13 protein-coding genes are annotated in these 13,866 nt (G+C 71.4%); 5 read left to right on the top strand and 8 right to left on the bottom strand.

What is annotated here, in order from left to right:
- Position 1: 1 nt before the first annotated feature.
- On the bottom strand, positions 2 to 1,555 hold the full coding sequence (locus OM076_RS15890; protein ID WP_270040983.1) for an MFS transporter: 1,554 nt from the start codon (positions 1,553 to 1,555) through the stop codon (positions 2 to 4).
- The gene (locus OM076_RS15885) at positions 1,552 to 2,001 is read right to left on the bottom strand and encodes a MarR family winged helix-turn-helix transcriptional regulator (protein ID WP_270040982.1); all 450 of its coding nucleotides are present in this window, start codon (positions 1,999 to 2,001) and stop codon (positions 1,552 to 1,554) included. Before OM076_RS15885 ends, OM076_RS15890 begins: the two co-directional genes overlap by 4 nt.
- A 54-nt stretch (positions 2,002 to 2,055) precedes the next feature.
- Between OM076_RS15885 and OM076_RS46110 the strand changes: the two genes are divergently transcribed.
- Positions 2,056 to 2,982 (top strand): S1C family serine protease, encoded by a 927-nt coding sequence (locus tag OM076_RS46110; protein WP_270040981.1) that lies wholly within the window; start codon positions 2,056 to 2,058, stop codon positions 2,980 to 2,982.
- 13 nt (positions 2,983 to 2,995) lie between these two features.
- Positions 2,996 to 3,775, top strand: a complete 780-nt coding sequence (locus OM076_RS15875) for a sugar phosphate nucleotidyltransferase (protein WP_270040980.1) — start codon at positions 2,996 to 2,998, stop codon at positions 3,773 to 3,775.
- A gap of 367 nt (positions 3,776 to 4,142) precedes the next feature.
- Here the strand turns inward: OM076_RS15875 and OM076_RS15870 are convergent, their stop codons facing one another.
- Positions 4,143 to 4,556 (bottom strand): hypothetical protein, encoded by a 414-nt coding sequence (locus OM076_RS15870; RefSeq protein WP_270040979.1) that lies wholly within the window; start codon positions 4,554 to 4,556, stop codon positions 4,143 to 4,145.
- 76 nt (positions 4,557 to 4,632) lie between these two features.
- Here OM076_RS15870 and OM076_RS15865 point away from each other — a divergent pair, with 76 nt between their 5' ends.
- Positions 4,633 to 6,306, top strand: a complete 1,674-nt coding sequence (locus tag OM076_RS15865; protein ID WP_270040978.1) for an exonuclease domain-containing protein — start codon at positions 4,633 to 4,635, stop codon at positions 6,304 to 6,306.
- Here the strand turns inward: OM076_RS15865 and OM076_RS15860 are convergent.
- The 4 genes from OM076_RS15860 to OM076_RS15845 form a co-directional block, all read right to left on the bottom strand.
- Positions 6,281 to 8,149: a 3-keto-disaccharide hydrolase gene (locus tag OM076_RS15860; RefSeq protein WP_270040977.1), complete on the bottom strand. Its 1,869-nt coding sequence runs from the start codon at positions 8,147 to 8,149 to the stop codon at positions 6,281 to 6,283. The genes OM076_RS15865 and OM076_RS15860 overlap by 26 nt on opposite strands.
- Positions 8,150 to 8,247: 98 nt before the next feature.
- Entirely contained in the window at positions 8,248 to 10,125 is a 1,878-nt protein-coding gene (locus OM076_RS15855) for a 3-keto-disaccharide hydrolase (protein WP_270040976.1), read from the bottom strand.
- Positions 10,126 to 10,226: 101 nt separating this feature from the next.
- Positions 10,227 to 10,757 carry a hypothetical protein gene (locus OM076_RS15850; RefSeq protein WP_270040975.1) on the bottom strand — a complete coding sequence of 177 codons (531 nt, stop codon included), beginning with the start codon at positions 10,755 to 10,757 and terminating at the stop codon, positions 10,227 to 10,229.
- Positions 10,754 to 11,110: a response regulator gene (locus OM076_RS15845; protein ID WP_270040974.1), complete on the bottom strand. Its 357-nt coding sequence runs from the start codon at positions 11,108 to 11,110 to the stop codon at positions 10,754 to 10,756. The genes OM076_RS15850 and OM076_RS15845 overlap by 4 nt, the downstream gene beginning before the upstream one ends.
- Positions 11,111 to 11,214: 104 nt before the next feature.
- On the opposite strand from OM076_RS15845, the gene OM076_RS15840 reads away from it, so the two are divergent.
- Both OM076_RS15840 and OM076_RS15835 read left to right on the top strand, forming a co-directional pair.
- Entirely contained in the window at positions 11,215 to 11,574 is a 360-nt protein-coding gene (locus OM076_RS15840) for a VOC family protein (RefSeq protein WP_270040973.1), read from the top strand.
- Positions 11,575 to 11,611: 37 nt separating this feature from the next.
- Positions 11,612 to 13,360 (top strand): sensor histidine kinase, encoded by a 1,749-nt coding sequence (locus tag OM076_RS15835; protein ID WP_270040972.1) that lies wholly within the window; start codon positions 11,612 to 11,614, stop codon positions 13,358 to 13,360.
- Here OM076_RS15835 and OM076_RS15830 read toward each other — a convergent pair.
- Positions 13,357 to 13,860 carry a TetR/AcrR family transcriptional regulator gene (locus OM076_RS15830; protein ID WP_270040971.1) on the bottom strand — a complete coding sequence of 168 codons (504 nt, stop codon included), beginning with the start codon at positions 13,858 to 13,860 and terminating at the stop codon, positions 13,357 to 13,359. The genes OM076_RS15835 and OM076_RS15830 overlap by 4 nt on opposite strands.
- Between the last annotated feature and the right edge of the window lie 6 nt (positions 13,861 to 13,866).

Below are 13,866 nucleotides of genomic sequence, written 5' to 3'. Positions count from 1 at the left end.
GCTAGACCATCGCAGCCTCTGTGTCAGCCTGCGTGGGCGCGGGCGCGGCCTCGTGCTGCGGGCGGATCGGATCGATCATGAACCAGGCCGCGAGCGCCGCCAGCCCGGTCGCGATCGCCGCGATCGTCAGCCCGGCGCCGAGCGCGTCCACGAAGGCTCGCTCACTCGCGGCGCGGACGGCATCGGACGCGCCGCTCGTCGCGGCGCCGCTGCCGAGCGCGTCGACGAGCTTCTCCCGCGTCCCTTCAGGAACGTTCGGGAGCGACTGCGCGAGGTCGTGCCGGCCGACGCTGGCCACCAGCGCGCCGAGCGCCGCGACGCCGAACGTCCCGCCCACCATCCGGGTCATGCTCAGCGTGCCGGAGGCGACGCCCGCCTTGGTGCGGTCGACCGCGTTCATCGCCGCCGTGCTCATCGGCGACATCGTGAAGCCCATGCCGAGGCCGAGCAGGACGAACGGGACGACGAGGAAGCCGAAGCTCGTGTCGACCTGGATCCGCGACTGCCACGCGAGGCTCGCGGTGACGAGCGTCAGCCCGATCACCAGCGGCGTGCGCGGGCCGACGCGGTCGGCGAGGCGGCCCGACAGCGGGCCCGCGACCATGATCACGAGCGTGCTGGGGAGGAAGCGCACGCCGGTCTCCAGCGGCGAGTAGCCGAGGATGTTCTGCATGTAGAGCGCGAGGAAGAAGAACACCGCGAACATGCCGAACGAGATCGCGAAGGCGACGACGTTGGCGCCCACGAACGAGCGCGACTTGAAGAACGTGAAGTCGACGATCGGCGCGTGCGAGCGGCGCTCGATCAGGATGAAGCTCGCCAGGCCCACAGCGGCGACCGCGAACAGGCCGATGATCCGGGCCGAGCCCCAGCCCCACGCGTTGGCCTGCACAAGCGCCAGCACGAGCGCCGTCAGGCCGACGGTCAGCGCCGCGATGCCCGGGATGTCGACCTCGCGCGTCGCGGTCTCGTCGCGCGACTCGTGGGTGGCGAAGAGCGTAACGACGATCGCCACCGCCGCCACGGGGATGTTGATGAAGAAGATCGCGCGCCAGCTGACGTCCTCGGTCAGCCAGCCGCCGAGCAGCGGCCCGAGCGCGAGCGCGATCGCCGACACGCCCGCCCAGGTGCCGATCGCGCGGCCGCGCTCAGCGGGCGGGAACGTGTTGGTGATGATCGACAGCGTGCCGGGCATCATCAGCGCCGCGCCGAGGCCCTGGACGGCGCGCGAGGCGACGAGCCAGCCCTCCGACGGGGCGAAGCCGATCGTTCCCGACGCGACCGCGAAGACGACGACGCCGATCAGGAACACCTTGCGGCGACCGAAGATGTCACCGAGCCGGCCGCCCGTGACCAGGAACACGGCGAAGGAGAGCGAGTACGCGTTGATCGTCCACTCCAGCGAGGAGAGCGAGGCATCGAAGCTGCGCTGGATCGACGGCAGGGCGACGTTGACGACCGTGTTGTCGAGCATCACCATGAACAGGGCGAAGCACATCGCCGCGAGCGTCCACCAGCGGCGATTTTCTTCTGAGAGGCGGATGCGTGAGGTCACTGGCGAGTGATCCTTTCCACGATGGGGAGCAACGCGGCGAGCAGGCTGTCCCGCTCCCCGGGCGTGATGTCGGCCACGAACATGTCGAGCGTCTGGTGCCGGGCGCGGACCATCCGCTCCACGACCTCGCGGCCGTGGTCGGAGAGCGCGATCAGGCGCGAGCGCCGGTCTTCAGCCGATTCGCGGCGGGTGACGAACGCCCGCTGGATGAGCCCGTCGACCGCCCGGGAGGCGGCGGGGAGCGACAGGCTGAGGTGGCCGGCGAGCTCCGACAGGGAGTGTTCGCGGCCATCCTCGAGCAGGAACAGCATCTTCACCTGCGTGAAGGACATCCCGAGCTCGTCGACCACGCGGAACAGATCCGTCGACGAGCGCCGGTTCAGGTGCGCCCACACAGCCGCCAGTGCCTCGGTCAGCTGTTCCGCGGACGCAACCTTTGCGTTCATGCAAGCAATTTACGCCCGGTGTCAAGTGCGGCCGACCGAACTATCATTTCGTAAGTGACTACCGATACGGAAGCTCTAGACGCCTACTCGCGTGTCGTCGTCTCGGTGGCGGAGAAGCTCGGGCCGTCCGTGGCCAACCTGCGCGTGGCGCGCCGGGGCACGGGGTCGGGCGTCGTCATCACCCCTGACGGCTTCATGCTCACCAACGCCCACGTGATCGGCAACGGCCGTCGCGTGCGCGCGTCCTTCACCGACGGCTCCGACGTCCAGGCGAGCGTCGTCGGCGTCGATCCGTTGTCCGACCTCGGCTTGCTGCGGCTCGATACGGCGGCCGCCCATCCCGCCGAACTGGGGGACGCGGCGAACCTGCGCGTCGGCCAGCTCGTGGTGGCGATCGGCAACCCGCACGGCTACGCGGGCTCGGTGACCGCGGGCGTCGTCTCGGCGCTCGGCCGCTCGCTTCCCGCGCGCGACCGCACGGCCACGCGGATGATCGACGACGTGATCCAGACCGACGCGGCGCTGAACCCGGGCAACTCGGGCGGCGCGCTGGTCGACGGGACGGGGACCGTCGTGGGCATCAACACCGCGGTCGCGGGGGTGGGATTGGGGCTCGCGATCCCGATCAACGCGACGACCCGGCGGATCGTGTCGGCGCTGATGCGCGACGGCCGCGTGCGCCGCGCGTGGATCGGCATCGCCGGCGGCGCGCGTCCGCTGCCGCCGCGGATCGCGGCGCTGGTCGGCCGCGACAACGCCGTCGAGGTCGTCGAGGTCATCGGCGACTCGCCCGCTGCGCGCGCGGGCCTGCGGGCGGAGGATCTGATCGTCGCCATCGACGGCGTGCCCGTGCGTGGCGTCGACGACCTGCAGCGGCTGCTGGGGGAGGAGCGGATCGGCGTCGGTGTCGCCCTCAGCGTCGTCCGCGAGGGCGAGCCGCGCGAGGTCACGGTTCGGCCTGAGGAGCTCTCATCCCGCTGATACCCTCCGCGCCATGCCGACCTCGCCGTCGCTCAAGGGCGTCATTCTCGCGGGGGGAACCGGGTCGCGCCTGTTCCCGCTGACGAAGATCACGAACAAGCACCTGCTGCCGATCTACGACCGGCCGATGATCAGCTACGCGGTCGAGGCGATGGTCGGGGCGGGTGTCGACGAGGTCATGATCGTCACGGGCGGCACGCACGCCGGCGAGTTCCTGCGCCTGCTGGGCAACGGCCACGAGGCCGGGCTCTCGCGCCTGATGTACGCCTACCAGGAGAACCCCGGCGGCATCGCCGAGGCCCTCGGCCTCGCGGCGCGGTTCGCGGGCTCTGACCCGGTCGTCGTGATGCTCGCCGACAACGTCTTCGAGCAGTCGATCGTCACGGCCATCGACGCCTTCCGCGCGGAGCCCGAGGGCGCGCGCGTGATCCTCTCCGAGATGGCCGACGCCGCGCATCTCTCGCACCTCGGCGTCGCCAAGCTGGGCGACGACGGCGTGATCTCCGAGATCGTCGAGAAGCCCGCCGACCCGCCGAGCCGCTTCGCCGTCACCGGCGTCTACTGCTACGAGTCCTCGGTCTTCGACGTCATCCAGACGCTCGAGCCCTCCGGCCGCGGCGAGCTGGAGATCACCGACGTCAACAACTTCTACGCCCGCGAGGGGCGCCTGCGCTACGACGTCGTCCAGGGCTTCTGGGGCGACGCGGGCGAGTCGATCGACGGCTACTACGTCGTCAACGACTACGTCCGCGAGCACGGCGCCAACCGCGCGCCGTCGACCGCCGGCGCCTAGAGGGACCGCAAAGTCAACTGCGCCGGTTGGGGGAGGGGTCTCGTCCCGGTCGCCGTGGTTGACCGTGCGCGTTTGAGGGCCCGAGCGCGGTTCTCGATCAGGTTCGCGCTGTTCGAGTTGGCGCGCGGGTGGGGGTGCGGAACGAGAGCTTCCTGCGAGGCAGCTCTGGTTACACACCCCCTCGCCGATGACCGATCGGCGCGCGTGAGAACGCACTTTCTGTCTCCGTAGCCCGTACCTTGACGGTCAGTCTCCACCACACCGCGAGGTCGGGAGGCCGGCCACCCCGCGAGTTCACGGCAGCCCGGGACGGGTGGCACCACGAAACCGCCCCCCTCCCCACCCGGAGCAGTTGACGTTCGTCCCTCTACGGCAACAACAGGTCGTCCTGGGACGACTTGCGCGGCGGCCCGATCTTCACGGCGGCGGCGCGGATCGCGTCGTCCTGCGTGTGGACGGAGTAGAGGCCCTGGCGGGTGTGGATCGTCAGGCGGCCGGTCGAGCGCGGGGCGATCTCGGGACTACTGGCCGTGGTCCCGCCCCTCGCGCCGCCCAGTTCGTTGGTCTCGAAGGTCACGGTCTGCGGCGAGGAGGACTGGTTGGAGACGACCAGGACGACGATGCCCGCGCCGACGCGCGCGGGGGAGACCTGGACAGCGTCCTCGTGGATCGCGGCGGTCAGCGTGACCGGGGTGGGCGGGCGCAGGTGGTTCTCGCGCGTCTGAGAACCGCCGCAGCCCGCGAGGGCGATCGGGACGGCGAGCAGGACGATCCGGCGCACGCTTGGGAACGGTAATGCACGGCGGGCACGCAAGCGCCGTTGCACCGTCCGACCCGCGCGACATGCTGCGGGGTCCATGCTCGAACAAGCGTTCGCAACGGCGGAGTTCCTCGCCGTCGACACGGAGACCAACGGCCTCGCCGGCGATCGCTGCGAGCTGACGGAGATCGGTGCCGTGCTCGTCGGCGGGGGCGAGTTGCACGACGAGTTCGAGTCGGTCGTCGGCGTGGCGCACCCGCTGGGGCGCGGGATCCAGCGCTTCACGGGGATCACGCAGGCGATGGTCGACGCGGCCCCGGCGCCGGAGGACGTGCTGCCCGAGTTCGAGCGGATGCTGCGCGGGCGGGTGCTGGTGGCGCACAACGCGTCCTTCGACGTGCGCGTCCTGCGCCAGGCGTTCGCGCGGGCCGCGCTGGAGTGGCCGGCGCCGCCGGTGCTGTGCACGGTGCAGCTCGCGCGCCGGTTCGCGCCGCTGCAGCGGCGCCGCGGGCTGGCGACGCTCGCCGCCGCGCTGGGGGTGGAGGTCGACGAGGTCCACCGCGCGCTGCCGGACGCGAAGACGTGCGCGCGGGTGTTCTGCTCGCTGTTCGGCAAGCTGAGCGCCAACGCCCCGACGATCGCGGACGCGATCGCGCTGCTGGGCGCGCGCAAGGTCCGCTCGCGCCCGCCGAAGATCAAGCGCCCGCGCGGCGAGCGTCCGCACCTCGCGGGTCTCCCGCACGAGCCCGGCGTCTACATCTTCCGCGACGCCGACGGGCGGCCGCTGTACGTCGGCAAGTCGGTCGACCTGCGGACACGCGCGCGCTCGCACTTCACGACCGGCGCGACGTGGGCGGCCGACGCCGAGCATGTCGACCATCAGGTCACGGAGTCCGAGCTGGGCGCCCTGCTGCTGGAGGACCGGCTGATCAAGGCGCTGCGCCCGCCGGGCAACGTGCGCGGGAAGACCGAACCCGACGGCTACGTCTACCTGCGCTGCCGGCTGGACATCCCGTTCCCGATCCTCGAGGTCGCGCGCGAGCCCGCGGCGGGGCACGCCGTGTGCGTCGGGCCGGTGCGCGGGCGCGCCGCCGCGGCCGAGCTGGTCGAGCAGCTCAACTCGCTGTTCGGCCTGCGCCACTGCGGGCGCGCGCTCCCGCGTCGCGAGCACCCCTCGGCCTACGGCCAGATGGGCCGCTGCCTGTCGCCGTGTCTGAACGACCTGGACCCCAACCTCTACCGCGAGCGGCTGGACCAGGCGCTGAAGCTGTTCGTCGGCCGCGACGGCGGCCGCGCGCTGCTGGAGCGGGTGGACGAGCAGACCAAGGTCGCCTCGGCGGAGCGCAAGTACGAGCGCGCGGCCTGGCTGCAGCGCCGCAAGCACCGGCTCGAATCACTGCTCGAGCGCCTCGGCGGCGTCCTGCGTGCGACCCACACCGGCGCCCGGCTCGTACTCGCGCCGCATCCGGAGGCCGCGGGTCGCTTCGACGCGATCTGGATCGCGGGGGGCCGCGTGGTCGATTGGGGCCCGGTTGCCGCCCCCGAAGAGCTGACGGTCAGGTCGGCGAGCGCGTTTCGCGCCGCTCCGGCGCCCGGCAAGCTCGGCGGCTGGCTGCCCGCCGACGCGGTCGCCGAGGCGCGACTGGTCGGCCTGTGGGTCGCCGCGAACCGCCCGCCGACCTTGGAGCTCGGGGCCCGGACGGGGGAGGCGGCGCACACCGCCTTCCTCGCCCGGGCCGGGCGGACTACGGCGTCGTCGTCGACAGCGTGAAGGTCAGCGTCTTCGCGTAGCTGCCGGTGCGCAGCGCGTCGGTCGCGTTGATCAGCTGGCTGAACTGCAGGGCGACCGCGTCGTTGGAGATCGGACCGCTGTAGGTGAGCAGGTTCAGCGGTGAGGCCGACGAGCCGACGTTGTTATACGCCGTGCCGGTGTTCGCCGAATTCCGTGCCCGCCCCTGCAGCGGCTGGGGGAGCGAGAACGTGCCGTTGACCAGGTGGCCGGTGGCGACCGGGCTCGGATCGGCGACGCTGAGCAGCGCGTCACCCGCCGTGGAGACCACGGTGGCCGTCGTCGCGGCCTCGTAGGTCTTCGTGATGCCGGGCGTGAACGGCCCGAAGGAAGCCGGGGTGCCGAGCGTGAGCGACAGCGTCGCCGGCACGGTGCCGCCCGGCGTCGTGCCCGCGTTGGTGGCCGCGAGGATCTCCGGCGCCGCCGCGGTCTTCCACACGGTCGCCCCGCCGTTGTTGGCGTTGACCGCGCAGTGCAGGGCCTTGCCGACGTCCGCGGCGGTGGGCATGTAGGTGGCGCTCTCGCCGATGATCTGCGAATCCAGCCAGGTCAGGTCCTGGTTGCCGTACTCGGGCTCGCTCGGCGTCGTGACGTTCCAGTAGTCCAGCTGCGACGGGGCCCGCAGGCGCGGGTTGGTCGGCAGGACCTTGTTCGAGCGATACCAGCGGACGAAGTACTCGGTGCCCGCGGCGGCGTTCCAGGTGCCCGTGTTGCAGGTCAGCGCGTTGCCCTGGTAGCCGGAGCCCGTGACCGTCGGGAGCGCCGTGTTGACCGGGATGTCGGCCGGCGTGACGTCCTTGACCTGGATCTCGCGGTAGGAGATGCGATCGGAGCCGCCATGGGTCTGCAGGCCGAGGTAGCCGCGCACGAACTGGCGCGCCATCGTGCCCGGGTCGCCGTTGCGCGAGGCGATCTTCGGGATCGAGTTGTCGAACTGGTTGATCATCTTGCCGTCGACCAGGACCGTGTACTGCTGGCCGATCGTGCGGATCTCCAGCTCGTGCCAGACGCCCTTGACCAGCCGCTGGTTGGTGCCGGACTGCTTGGCATTGAGGTTGCGGAACCCGTAGACCGAGCCGGTCTTGATCGGGTCCGACCCGCCGAACTCGCCGGTGCCGGTCAGCGTCTCGTTGATCTGGATCTCATGGCCGCAGTAGACCTGGGTCCAGTGCTGGTGGTTGTTGGCGTTGCCGTTGACCGTCAGCGTGCCGGTTCCGGCGAGGTTGCTCACGTCCTCCGTGCCGCTGCGCGCGCAGTACGCGCCGCTGTACGTGCCGGGCGGAGGGAACGGGCCCGGCATGCCGGCGAACGTGTAGGTGGTCGACGGCGCGGGCGTCGTGAGGTTGCAGATCGGCAGCGCGCCGGCGCACACGTCGTAGTTGAAGCCGGCCGGCTTCTGCGCCAGGACGTCGTTGGTCGTCGCGCCCGTGTAGCGGATCTCGGGCGTGCGGATCATGATCCCGCCGTTGCGGGTCGCCGCGGGCGTGTTCTGGACCGTGTACTGGATGCGGAGGACCGCGTCGCCGAACGTGCGGACCGGATACCAGTAGGAGCCGAACGGCGAGGCGCCGACGAGGAAGGAGCCCTCGACCGTGTCGAGCGTCGCCTGGCCCTGGCCGCCCTGGGACGCCGGGCGCGACTGCGCGGCGGTCCCGGCGGCGAACGCCCACTTGTCGAACGAGGCGTCCGAACCGGTCGCGGACCCGTCGAAGATGTAGTGGAAACCGGGGTCAGGCGGCGGGGCCACGTACTGCGCCCGCGCCACCCCCGGTACGGCCACGATGGCCGCTCCCGCGAGCCATCCCGCGATCGTGCTGCGTCGCATCTTGCTCCTCCCCTCCTGGACTAGATGAGAGGGAGGTTACGACTAGATGATGACGGAAGGGGCGGCAGAAGCCGCCCCTTGTCCGCTGGCTTACGAACTTACGGAGTAGTGGTGCTGAGCGTGAAGGTCAGCGTCTTGCTGTACGCGCCGGTGCGGAGCGCATCGGCCGCGCTGATGTGCTGGCGGAAGCTCACCGCGACCGCGTCATTGGCGACGGGGCCCGCGTAGGTGAGCAGGCCCGTGGGCGCGGCGCTGCCGCCCACGTCGGCGAGCGGCTTGCCGGTGCCCGCGGCGCTCGTCGCCGCGGCCTGGAGGGCCGAGGGGAGCGAGAACGTGCCGTTGACCAGGTGGCCGGTGGCGGTGGCGCCGGCGTCGGCGATCGACAGCGCCGCGTCGGCGGCGGAGGAGATCACGGTGGCCGTCGTCGTGGCGTCGTAGTCCTTGGCGATGCCCGGCGTGAACGGCCCGAAGGAGGCCGGGGTGCCGAGCGTCAGGCTGAGGGTGGCCGGAACCGTGCCGCCGGCGTCGCCGTTGGCGTTGGTGGCGGAGAGGATCTCCGGGGCGACGGCGGTCTTCCACACGGTGGCGCCGGCGTTGTCGGCGCTGACCGCGCAGTGCACGACCTTGCCGACGTCCTCGGCGGTGGGCGTGTAGGTGTCACCTTCGCCGACCAGCAGCGAGTCGCTGATCGTCTGCGCCTGCGTGCCGTAGGTCTGGTCGATCGGCAGGGTCTGGTTCCAGTAGTCCGTGGCGCTCGGGGCGCGGAAGCGCGGGTTGGTCGGCAGGATCTTGTTCGAGCGGTACCACTTGACGAAGTACGTCGTGCCGGCCGGCGTGCTCCACGTGCCGTGGTTGCAGGTCAGCGCGTTGCCCTGGTAGCCCGAGCCCGTGACCGACGGCATCACGGTGTTCTTCGGGATGTCGGAGTCGGCGATGTCCTTGACCTGGATCTCGCGGTAGGAGATGCGGTCGGTGCCGCCGTGCGTCTGCAGGCCGAGGTAGCCCTGCGTGAACTGGCGCGCCATCGTCGGCGCGTCGCCCGCGCGGGTGTTGATCTTCGGGATCGAGTTGTCGAACTGGTTGATGATCTTGCCGTCGATCATGATCGTGTACTGCTGGCCGATCGTGCGGATCTCGTACTGGTGCCAGACGCCCTTGGTCAGGCGGTTGTTGGTGCCCGACTGCTGCGCGTTGAGGTTGCGGAAGCCGTAGATCGAGCCCGTCTTGATCGGGTCCGTCGACGGGTTCGGGCCGCCGCCGTTGAGCGACTCGTTGATCTGGACCTCATGGCCGCAGTAAACCTGCGTCCAGTGCTGGGCGTTATTGGCGTTGCCGTTGACGGTCAGCGGCTGGCCGTTGGTGCCGTTGACGTTGTAGACGCCCGCGGCGGTCTGACGGGCGCAGTAGCCGCCCGTGTACTCGAACGCCGGCGTGGAGGCGTTGGAGGCCGGCGGGAACGGGCCAGGAGCGCCGGCCCAGTTGTAGGTCGTCGACGCGCCCGGCGTGGTGCGGTTGCAGAACGCCAGCGCGCCGCCGCACACGTCGTAGTTGAAGCCGGTCGGCTTCTGGGCGAGGACGTCGTTGGTCGTCGCGCCCGTGTACGCGAAGTACGGCGCGCGGATCATGATTCCGCCGTTGGGCGTCGACGTCGGCGTGTTCTCGATCTGGTACTGGATCCGGAAGACCTCGTTGCCGAACGGACGCGGCGTGTACCAATAGGACCCGAACGGGGAAGCCCCGACGCGGATCGTGCCCTCGGCGACATCCAGTGTCGCCTGCCCCTGAGTGGCGGACTGCGCAAGCGTGCCGCTGGCGAACTTCCACTTGTCAAACGACGCGTCCGAACCGGTGGCCGTGCCGTCGAAGATGTAGTGGAAGCCCGGTGCGGGCGGCGGTGCGGTGTACTGCGCCTGCGCTGCGGTCGGCGCCGCGAGCGCGGTCAGCGCGACGCAACCGGCCAGAACCCTCCTGTGCAAGGACCCCTCCTTGAGAATGCTCTATGGACCGAGGGGACTTTATGACGACATTAGGGCCTAAGTCAATGACTTTGACCGGTCATCTGTCGAACTTCTGCCGCTCATTGTTCGCCATAGGGTTTCGGCACGGCGAGTAGTGAGAGCAGCGTGATAACCCACCCGGCCGGGCCCGCGCCGGCGATCACGAAGACGCCCCCGACGGCCAGCGCGGCCACCGCCGTCAGGGTCGACGGCACCGAGCGCGTGAAGTGATAGGCGAGGATCCCGCCGATCATCCACCCGAAGCCGAAGGCCGGGATGAGCGAGACCCCGAGCGCGGTCAGCCCGGTCATCCCGAAGATCGCCGCAGTCGCCACCGCGAGCGGCGAGCGCCGGATGCCGAGCAGCAGCAGGCCGGCGGCGAGGATCGCGAGGAAGCCGGCGACGTCGCCCGCCTTGCGCTCCACCGGCCGGGCGCCGGTCCGCGGGACGCTGCACTCCCGCCCCGGGGGCCACAGCACCAGCTTGGTCTTGAACGCGGCCCCGCCGTTCGTCCGGTTCGCGTTGCAGAAGTCGTTGCCCTTCAGCGACGAGAGACCCGCGGCCGCGAAGACCATGAAGATCGCGGCAAACGCTAGGGCGCCCGGCTTCAAGCGGCGAGCATAGCCAGCGCGTCGCCCGAGAGCTCCGCCTTGGCGATGAACCCGCGGGCGCCGCAGTGCTCGAAGTGCGGCGGGTAGTCCGAAGCGTCGCGGCTGGACGTCAGCACCACGGCCGGTCCGCCGCCGGGGCACCGGCACAACAGGCCGGCGACCTCGATCCCGTCGAGGTCCGGCAGACCGAGGTCGAGCAGAACGACCTGCGGGTTCAGCCGCCGGACGGCCTCGAGCCCTTCGGTGCCGGTGGCGCTTTCACCGATCACGTCGAAGCCGTCGGCTTCGAGCAGGGCTCGCGCGGCATGGCGGAAGCCTGCGTGATCATCGACTATGAGGACGGTTTGCGGCACAGGGATAGCTTGCCCACGGGGCGATGGATTCAAAAGCGCGGTAGCTCCCGTCGCCGGGCAGGCCAGCCGCACCCCGCGTCGAGAGCTCTCCGTAGGCTGATGGTGTGATCACCGGGCTCGACCACGTGCAGGTGGCCGCTCCGCCGGGCTGCGAGGCCGAGGCGCGGGCCTTCTACGGCGCGTTGCTCGGGTTATCTGAGGTTCGCAAGCCACCCGAGCTCGCCGCGCGCGGCGGGGTCTGGTTCGCCTGCGGTCCGCAGCAGTTGCACGTCGGGGTCGCGGCCGACTTCACGCCGGCGACCAAGGCGCACCCGGCGTTCGCGGTGGACGGGCTCGAGCAGCTCGCCGCGCGGCTCCTGTCGGCCGGGGCTGAAGTCCGTTGGGACACCGATCTCCCGGGCGTGGCGCGGTTCTACGTCGCGGACCCGTGGGGCAACCGCCTGGAGCTGCTGGCGGCGCGGTAGGTGGACACGCGCCCCGTGGTGCTGTTGAGTCCTTCTCATGAGGGGCTCGCGCGGCGTCATCGGCGTCCTCGCAGCGGCCGGATTCCTGTTCGGCGTGGCCGCGCTCGCCCTCGTGCTCACCAACGACCACGAGGAGATCACGGGCCCGTTCGTCGTGCTCGCCTTGACGCTCGGCTGGTCGTTCATCGCGACCGGGCTCTACGCGCTGTGGCGGCGCCCGGAGCAGCCGATCGGGTGGTTGATGACGCTGGTCGGGTTCCTGTGGTTCCTCGGCGCGCTCCCTGAGTCCGACTCGGCCGTCATCTACACCGCCGGGCTCGCGCTCGGCGGACTCTGGGCGGGCCCGCTCGTGCACCTGTTGATCGCGTTCCCGACCGGCCAGGTCGCCCCGGGCCTGGAGCGGAACGTCGTGCGGCTCGGTTACACGCTCCCGCTGGTGCAGATGCTCGTCCTGCCCGTGCTGCCCGATTCGGCGCGCGACTGCTCGCGGTGCCCGGAGAACCTGCTGCTCGTGTCCGCGCAGCCTGGCTTGAGCGATGCGCTGATGATCGCGCTCGGCGCGGCGGCGGTCGCGATGCTCGCGGGCGTGGGTGTGGTCCTGGTGCGGCGCTGGCGCGCTTCTGGGCCGGTCCAGCGCCGCGCGCTCGCGCCGGTGATCTGGACCGGGGCGGCGATCGTGGTGATCGGCGTGCTCGGGGTGATCCCGGACGCGGTCGGCGCGGACGCGGTCACCGCGGTCATGAACTCGCTGCTGATCGCGGCCATCACCGCGCTCCCGTTCGCGTTCCTGATCGGCCTGCTGCGCTCCAGCCTGTCGCGCGCCGCCGCGGTCAGCGCGCTGGTCGAGCGGGTGGGCGCGACGACCGTGCGCGACGCGCTGGCCGAGGCGCTCGGCGACCGCGCTCTCTGGCTCGCGTTCTGGCTCCCGCGGCTCGGCGGCTACGTCGATCCGGACGGGCATCCGGTCGCACTCCCGGCGCCGGGAGGGCCGCGGGCGGTGACCGAGATCGAGCACGACGGGATCCGCGTGGCGGCGATCGTCCACGACGCGGCGCTGCTCGAGGAGCCGGAGTTGGTTCGCGCCGCGGGCGCCGCGGCGGGGCTGGCGCTGGTCAATGAACGCCTCGACGCCGAGCTGCGCGCGCACTACGAGGAGCTGCGCGCCTCGCGCACCCGCATCGTCGCCGCGGGCGACGCCGCCCGGCGCAAGATCGAGCGCGACCTCCACGACGGCGCGCAGCAGCACCTCGTCTCGCTCGCGCTGACCCTGCGCCTCGCGCGCTCCTCGGCGGCGCCGGACTCCAAGACGGCCATCCTGCTCGACGCCGCGATCGACGAGCTCAAGCACGGTCTGTCCGAGCTGCGCGAGCTGGCCCGCGGCATTCATCCCGCTGTGCTCACCGAGCGCGGCCTGGAGGCCGCGCTCGCCGGTCTCGCCGTCCGCGCGCCGGTGCCGGTGACCGTCACCGGCACCCTCGAGGAGCGGCTCCCGCCCGAGCTGGAGAGCGCCGCCTACTTCCTCGTGTGCGAGGCGCTGACCAACGTCGCCAAGTACGCGTCCGCCACCGAGGCCGAGGTGTCACTGCGCCTCGAGGCCGGCCACGTCGTGATCGAGGTGCGCGACGACGGGTGCGGCGGCGCCGACGCGCGCAACGGCAGCGGCCTCAGCGGGATCGCCGACCGCGTCGCGGCGCTCGATGGCGTGCTCGTGGTCCAGAGCCCGCGCGGCGCGGGCACGCTCGTGCGCGCCGAGCTACCGCACCGCGTGCCCGTCGCAGCGCTCTAAGCCAACGCGAGGAGGGCGGCGCGAGCCTGCTCCGGCTCGGCACCTTCGGCCACCGCGGCCAGCGCCGCCCGCCACGCCGCCGCGAGCACGCGTCCGAGCAGCGGCGGAGCCGTGCTCAGGCTTGCGGTGAGCATCTCGGCCAGCCGATCGCCGCCCGCCCCCGCCGGGGGGTCACCGAGGATGTGGGTGAACCCCTCACGCACCGCGAAGTCCAAGCCGACGACCAGCGCGCCCTTGACGGCCGCCGCGCGATCGTCCCCGGCCGCCGCGACCGCGCCCTCCATGCGGTCCAACAGACGCCGTTCGACGTCGTCTCGCACGAAGGCATAGAGCCCGAGCTTGCTGCCGAAATGGTGGTAGAGCGCGCCCGTGGTGACGTTCGCCGCAGCCGACAGCTCACCGACGGTGACCGCGTCGAATGGTCGCGCCCCGAACGCCTTGACCGCGGCGAGCGCGAGCCGGCCCTTCGGGGACGTCGATACCGGAATCCACTGGCGCATGCGCAC

This window comes from Solirubrobacter ginsenosidimutans (assembly GCF_027587205.1).
Note: the sequence above shows the minus strand (reverse complement) of the source record. Positions and strands in the feature narration are given on the sequence as shown.

Excerpts from the sequence above, each read along its gene's own strand:
- OM076_RS15830 (WP_270040971.1), bottom strand. The coding sequence starts at position 13,860 with ATGCGCCAGTGGATTCCGGTATCGACGTCCCCGAAGGGCCGGCTCGCG.
- OM076_RS15835 (WP_270040972.1), top strand. The coding sequence starts at position 11,612 with ATGAGGGGCTCGCGCGGCGTCATCGGCGTCCTCGCAGCGGCCGGATTC.
- OM076_RS15865 (WP_270040978.1), top strand. The coding sequence starts at position 4,633 with ATGCTCGAACAAGCGTTCGCAACGGCGGAGTTCCTCGCCGTCGACACG.
- OM076_RS15860 (WP_270040977.1), bottom strand. The coding sequence starts at position 8,149 with ATGCGACGCAGCACGATCGCGGGATGGCTCGCGGGAGCGGCCATCGTG.
- OM076_RS15885 (WP_270040982.1), bottom strand. The coding sequence starts at position 2,001 with ATGAACGCAAAGGTTGCGTCCGCGGAACAGCTGACCGAGGCACTGGCG.
- OM076_RS15875 (WP_270040980.1), top strand. The coding sequence starts at position 2,996 with ATGCCGACCTCGCCGTCGCTCAAGGGCGTCATTCTCGCGGGGGGAACC.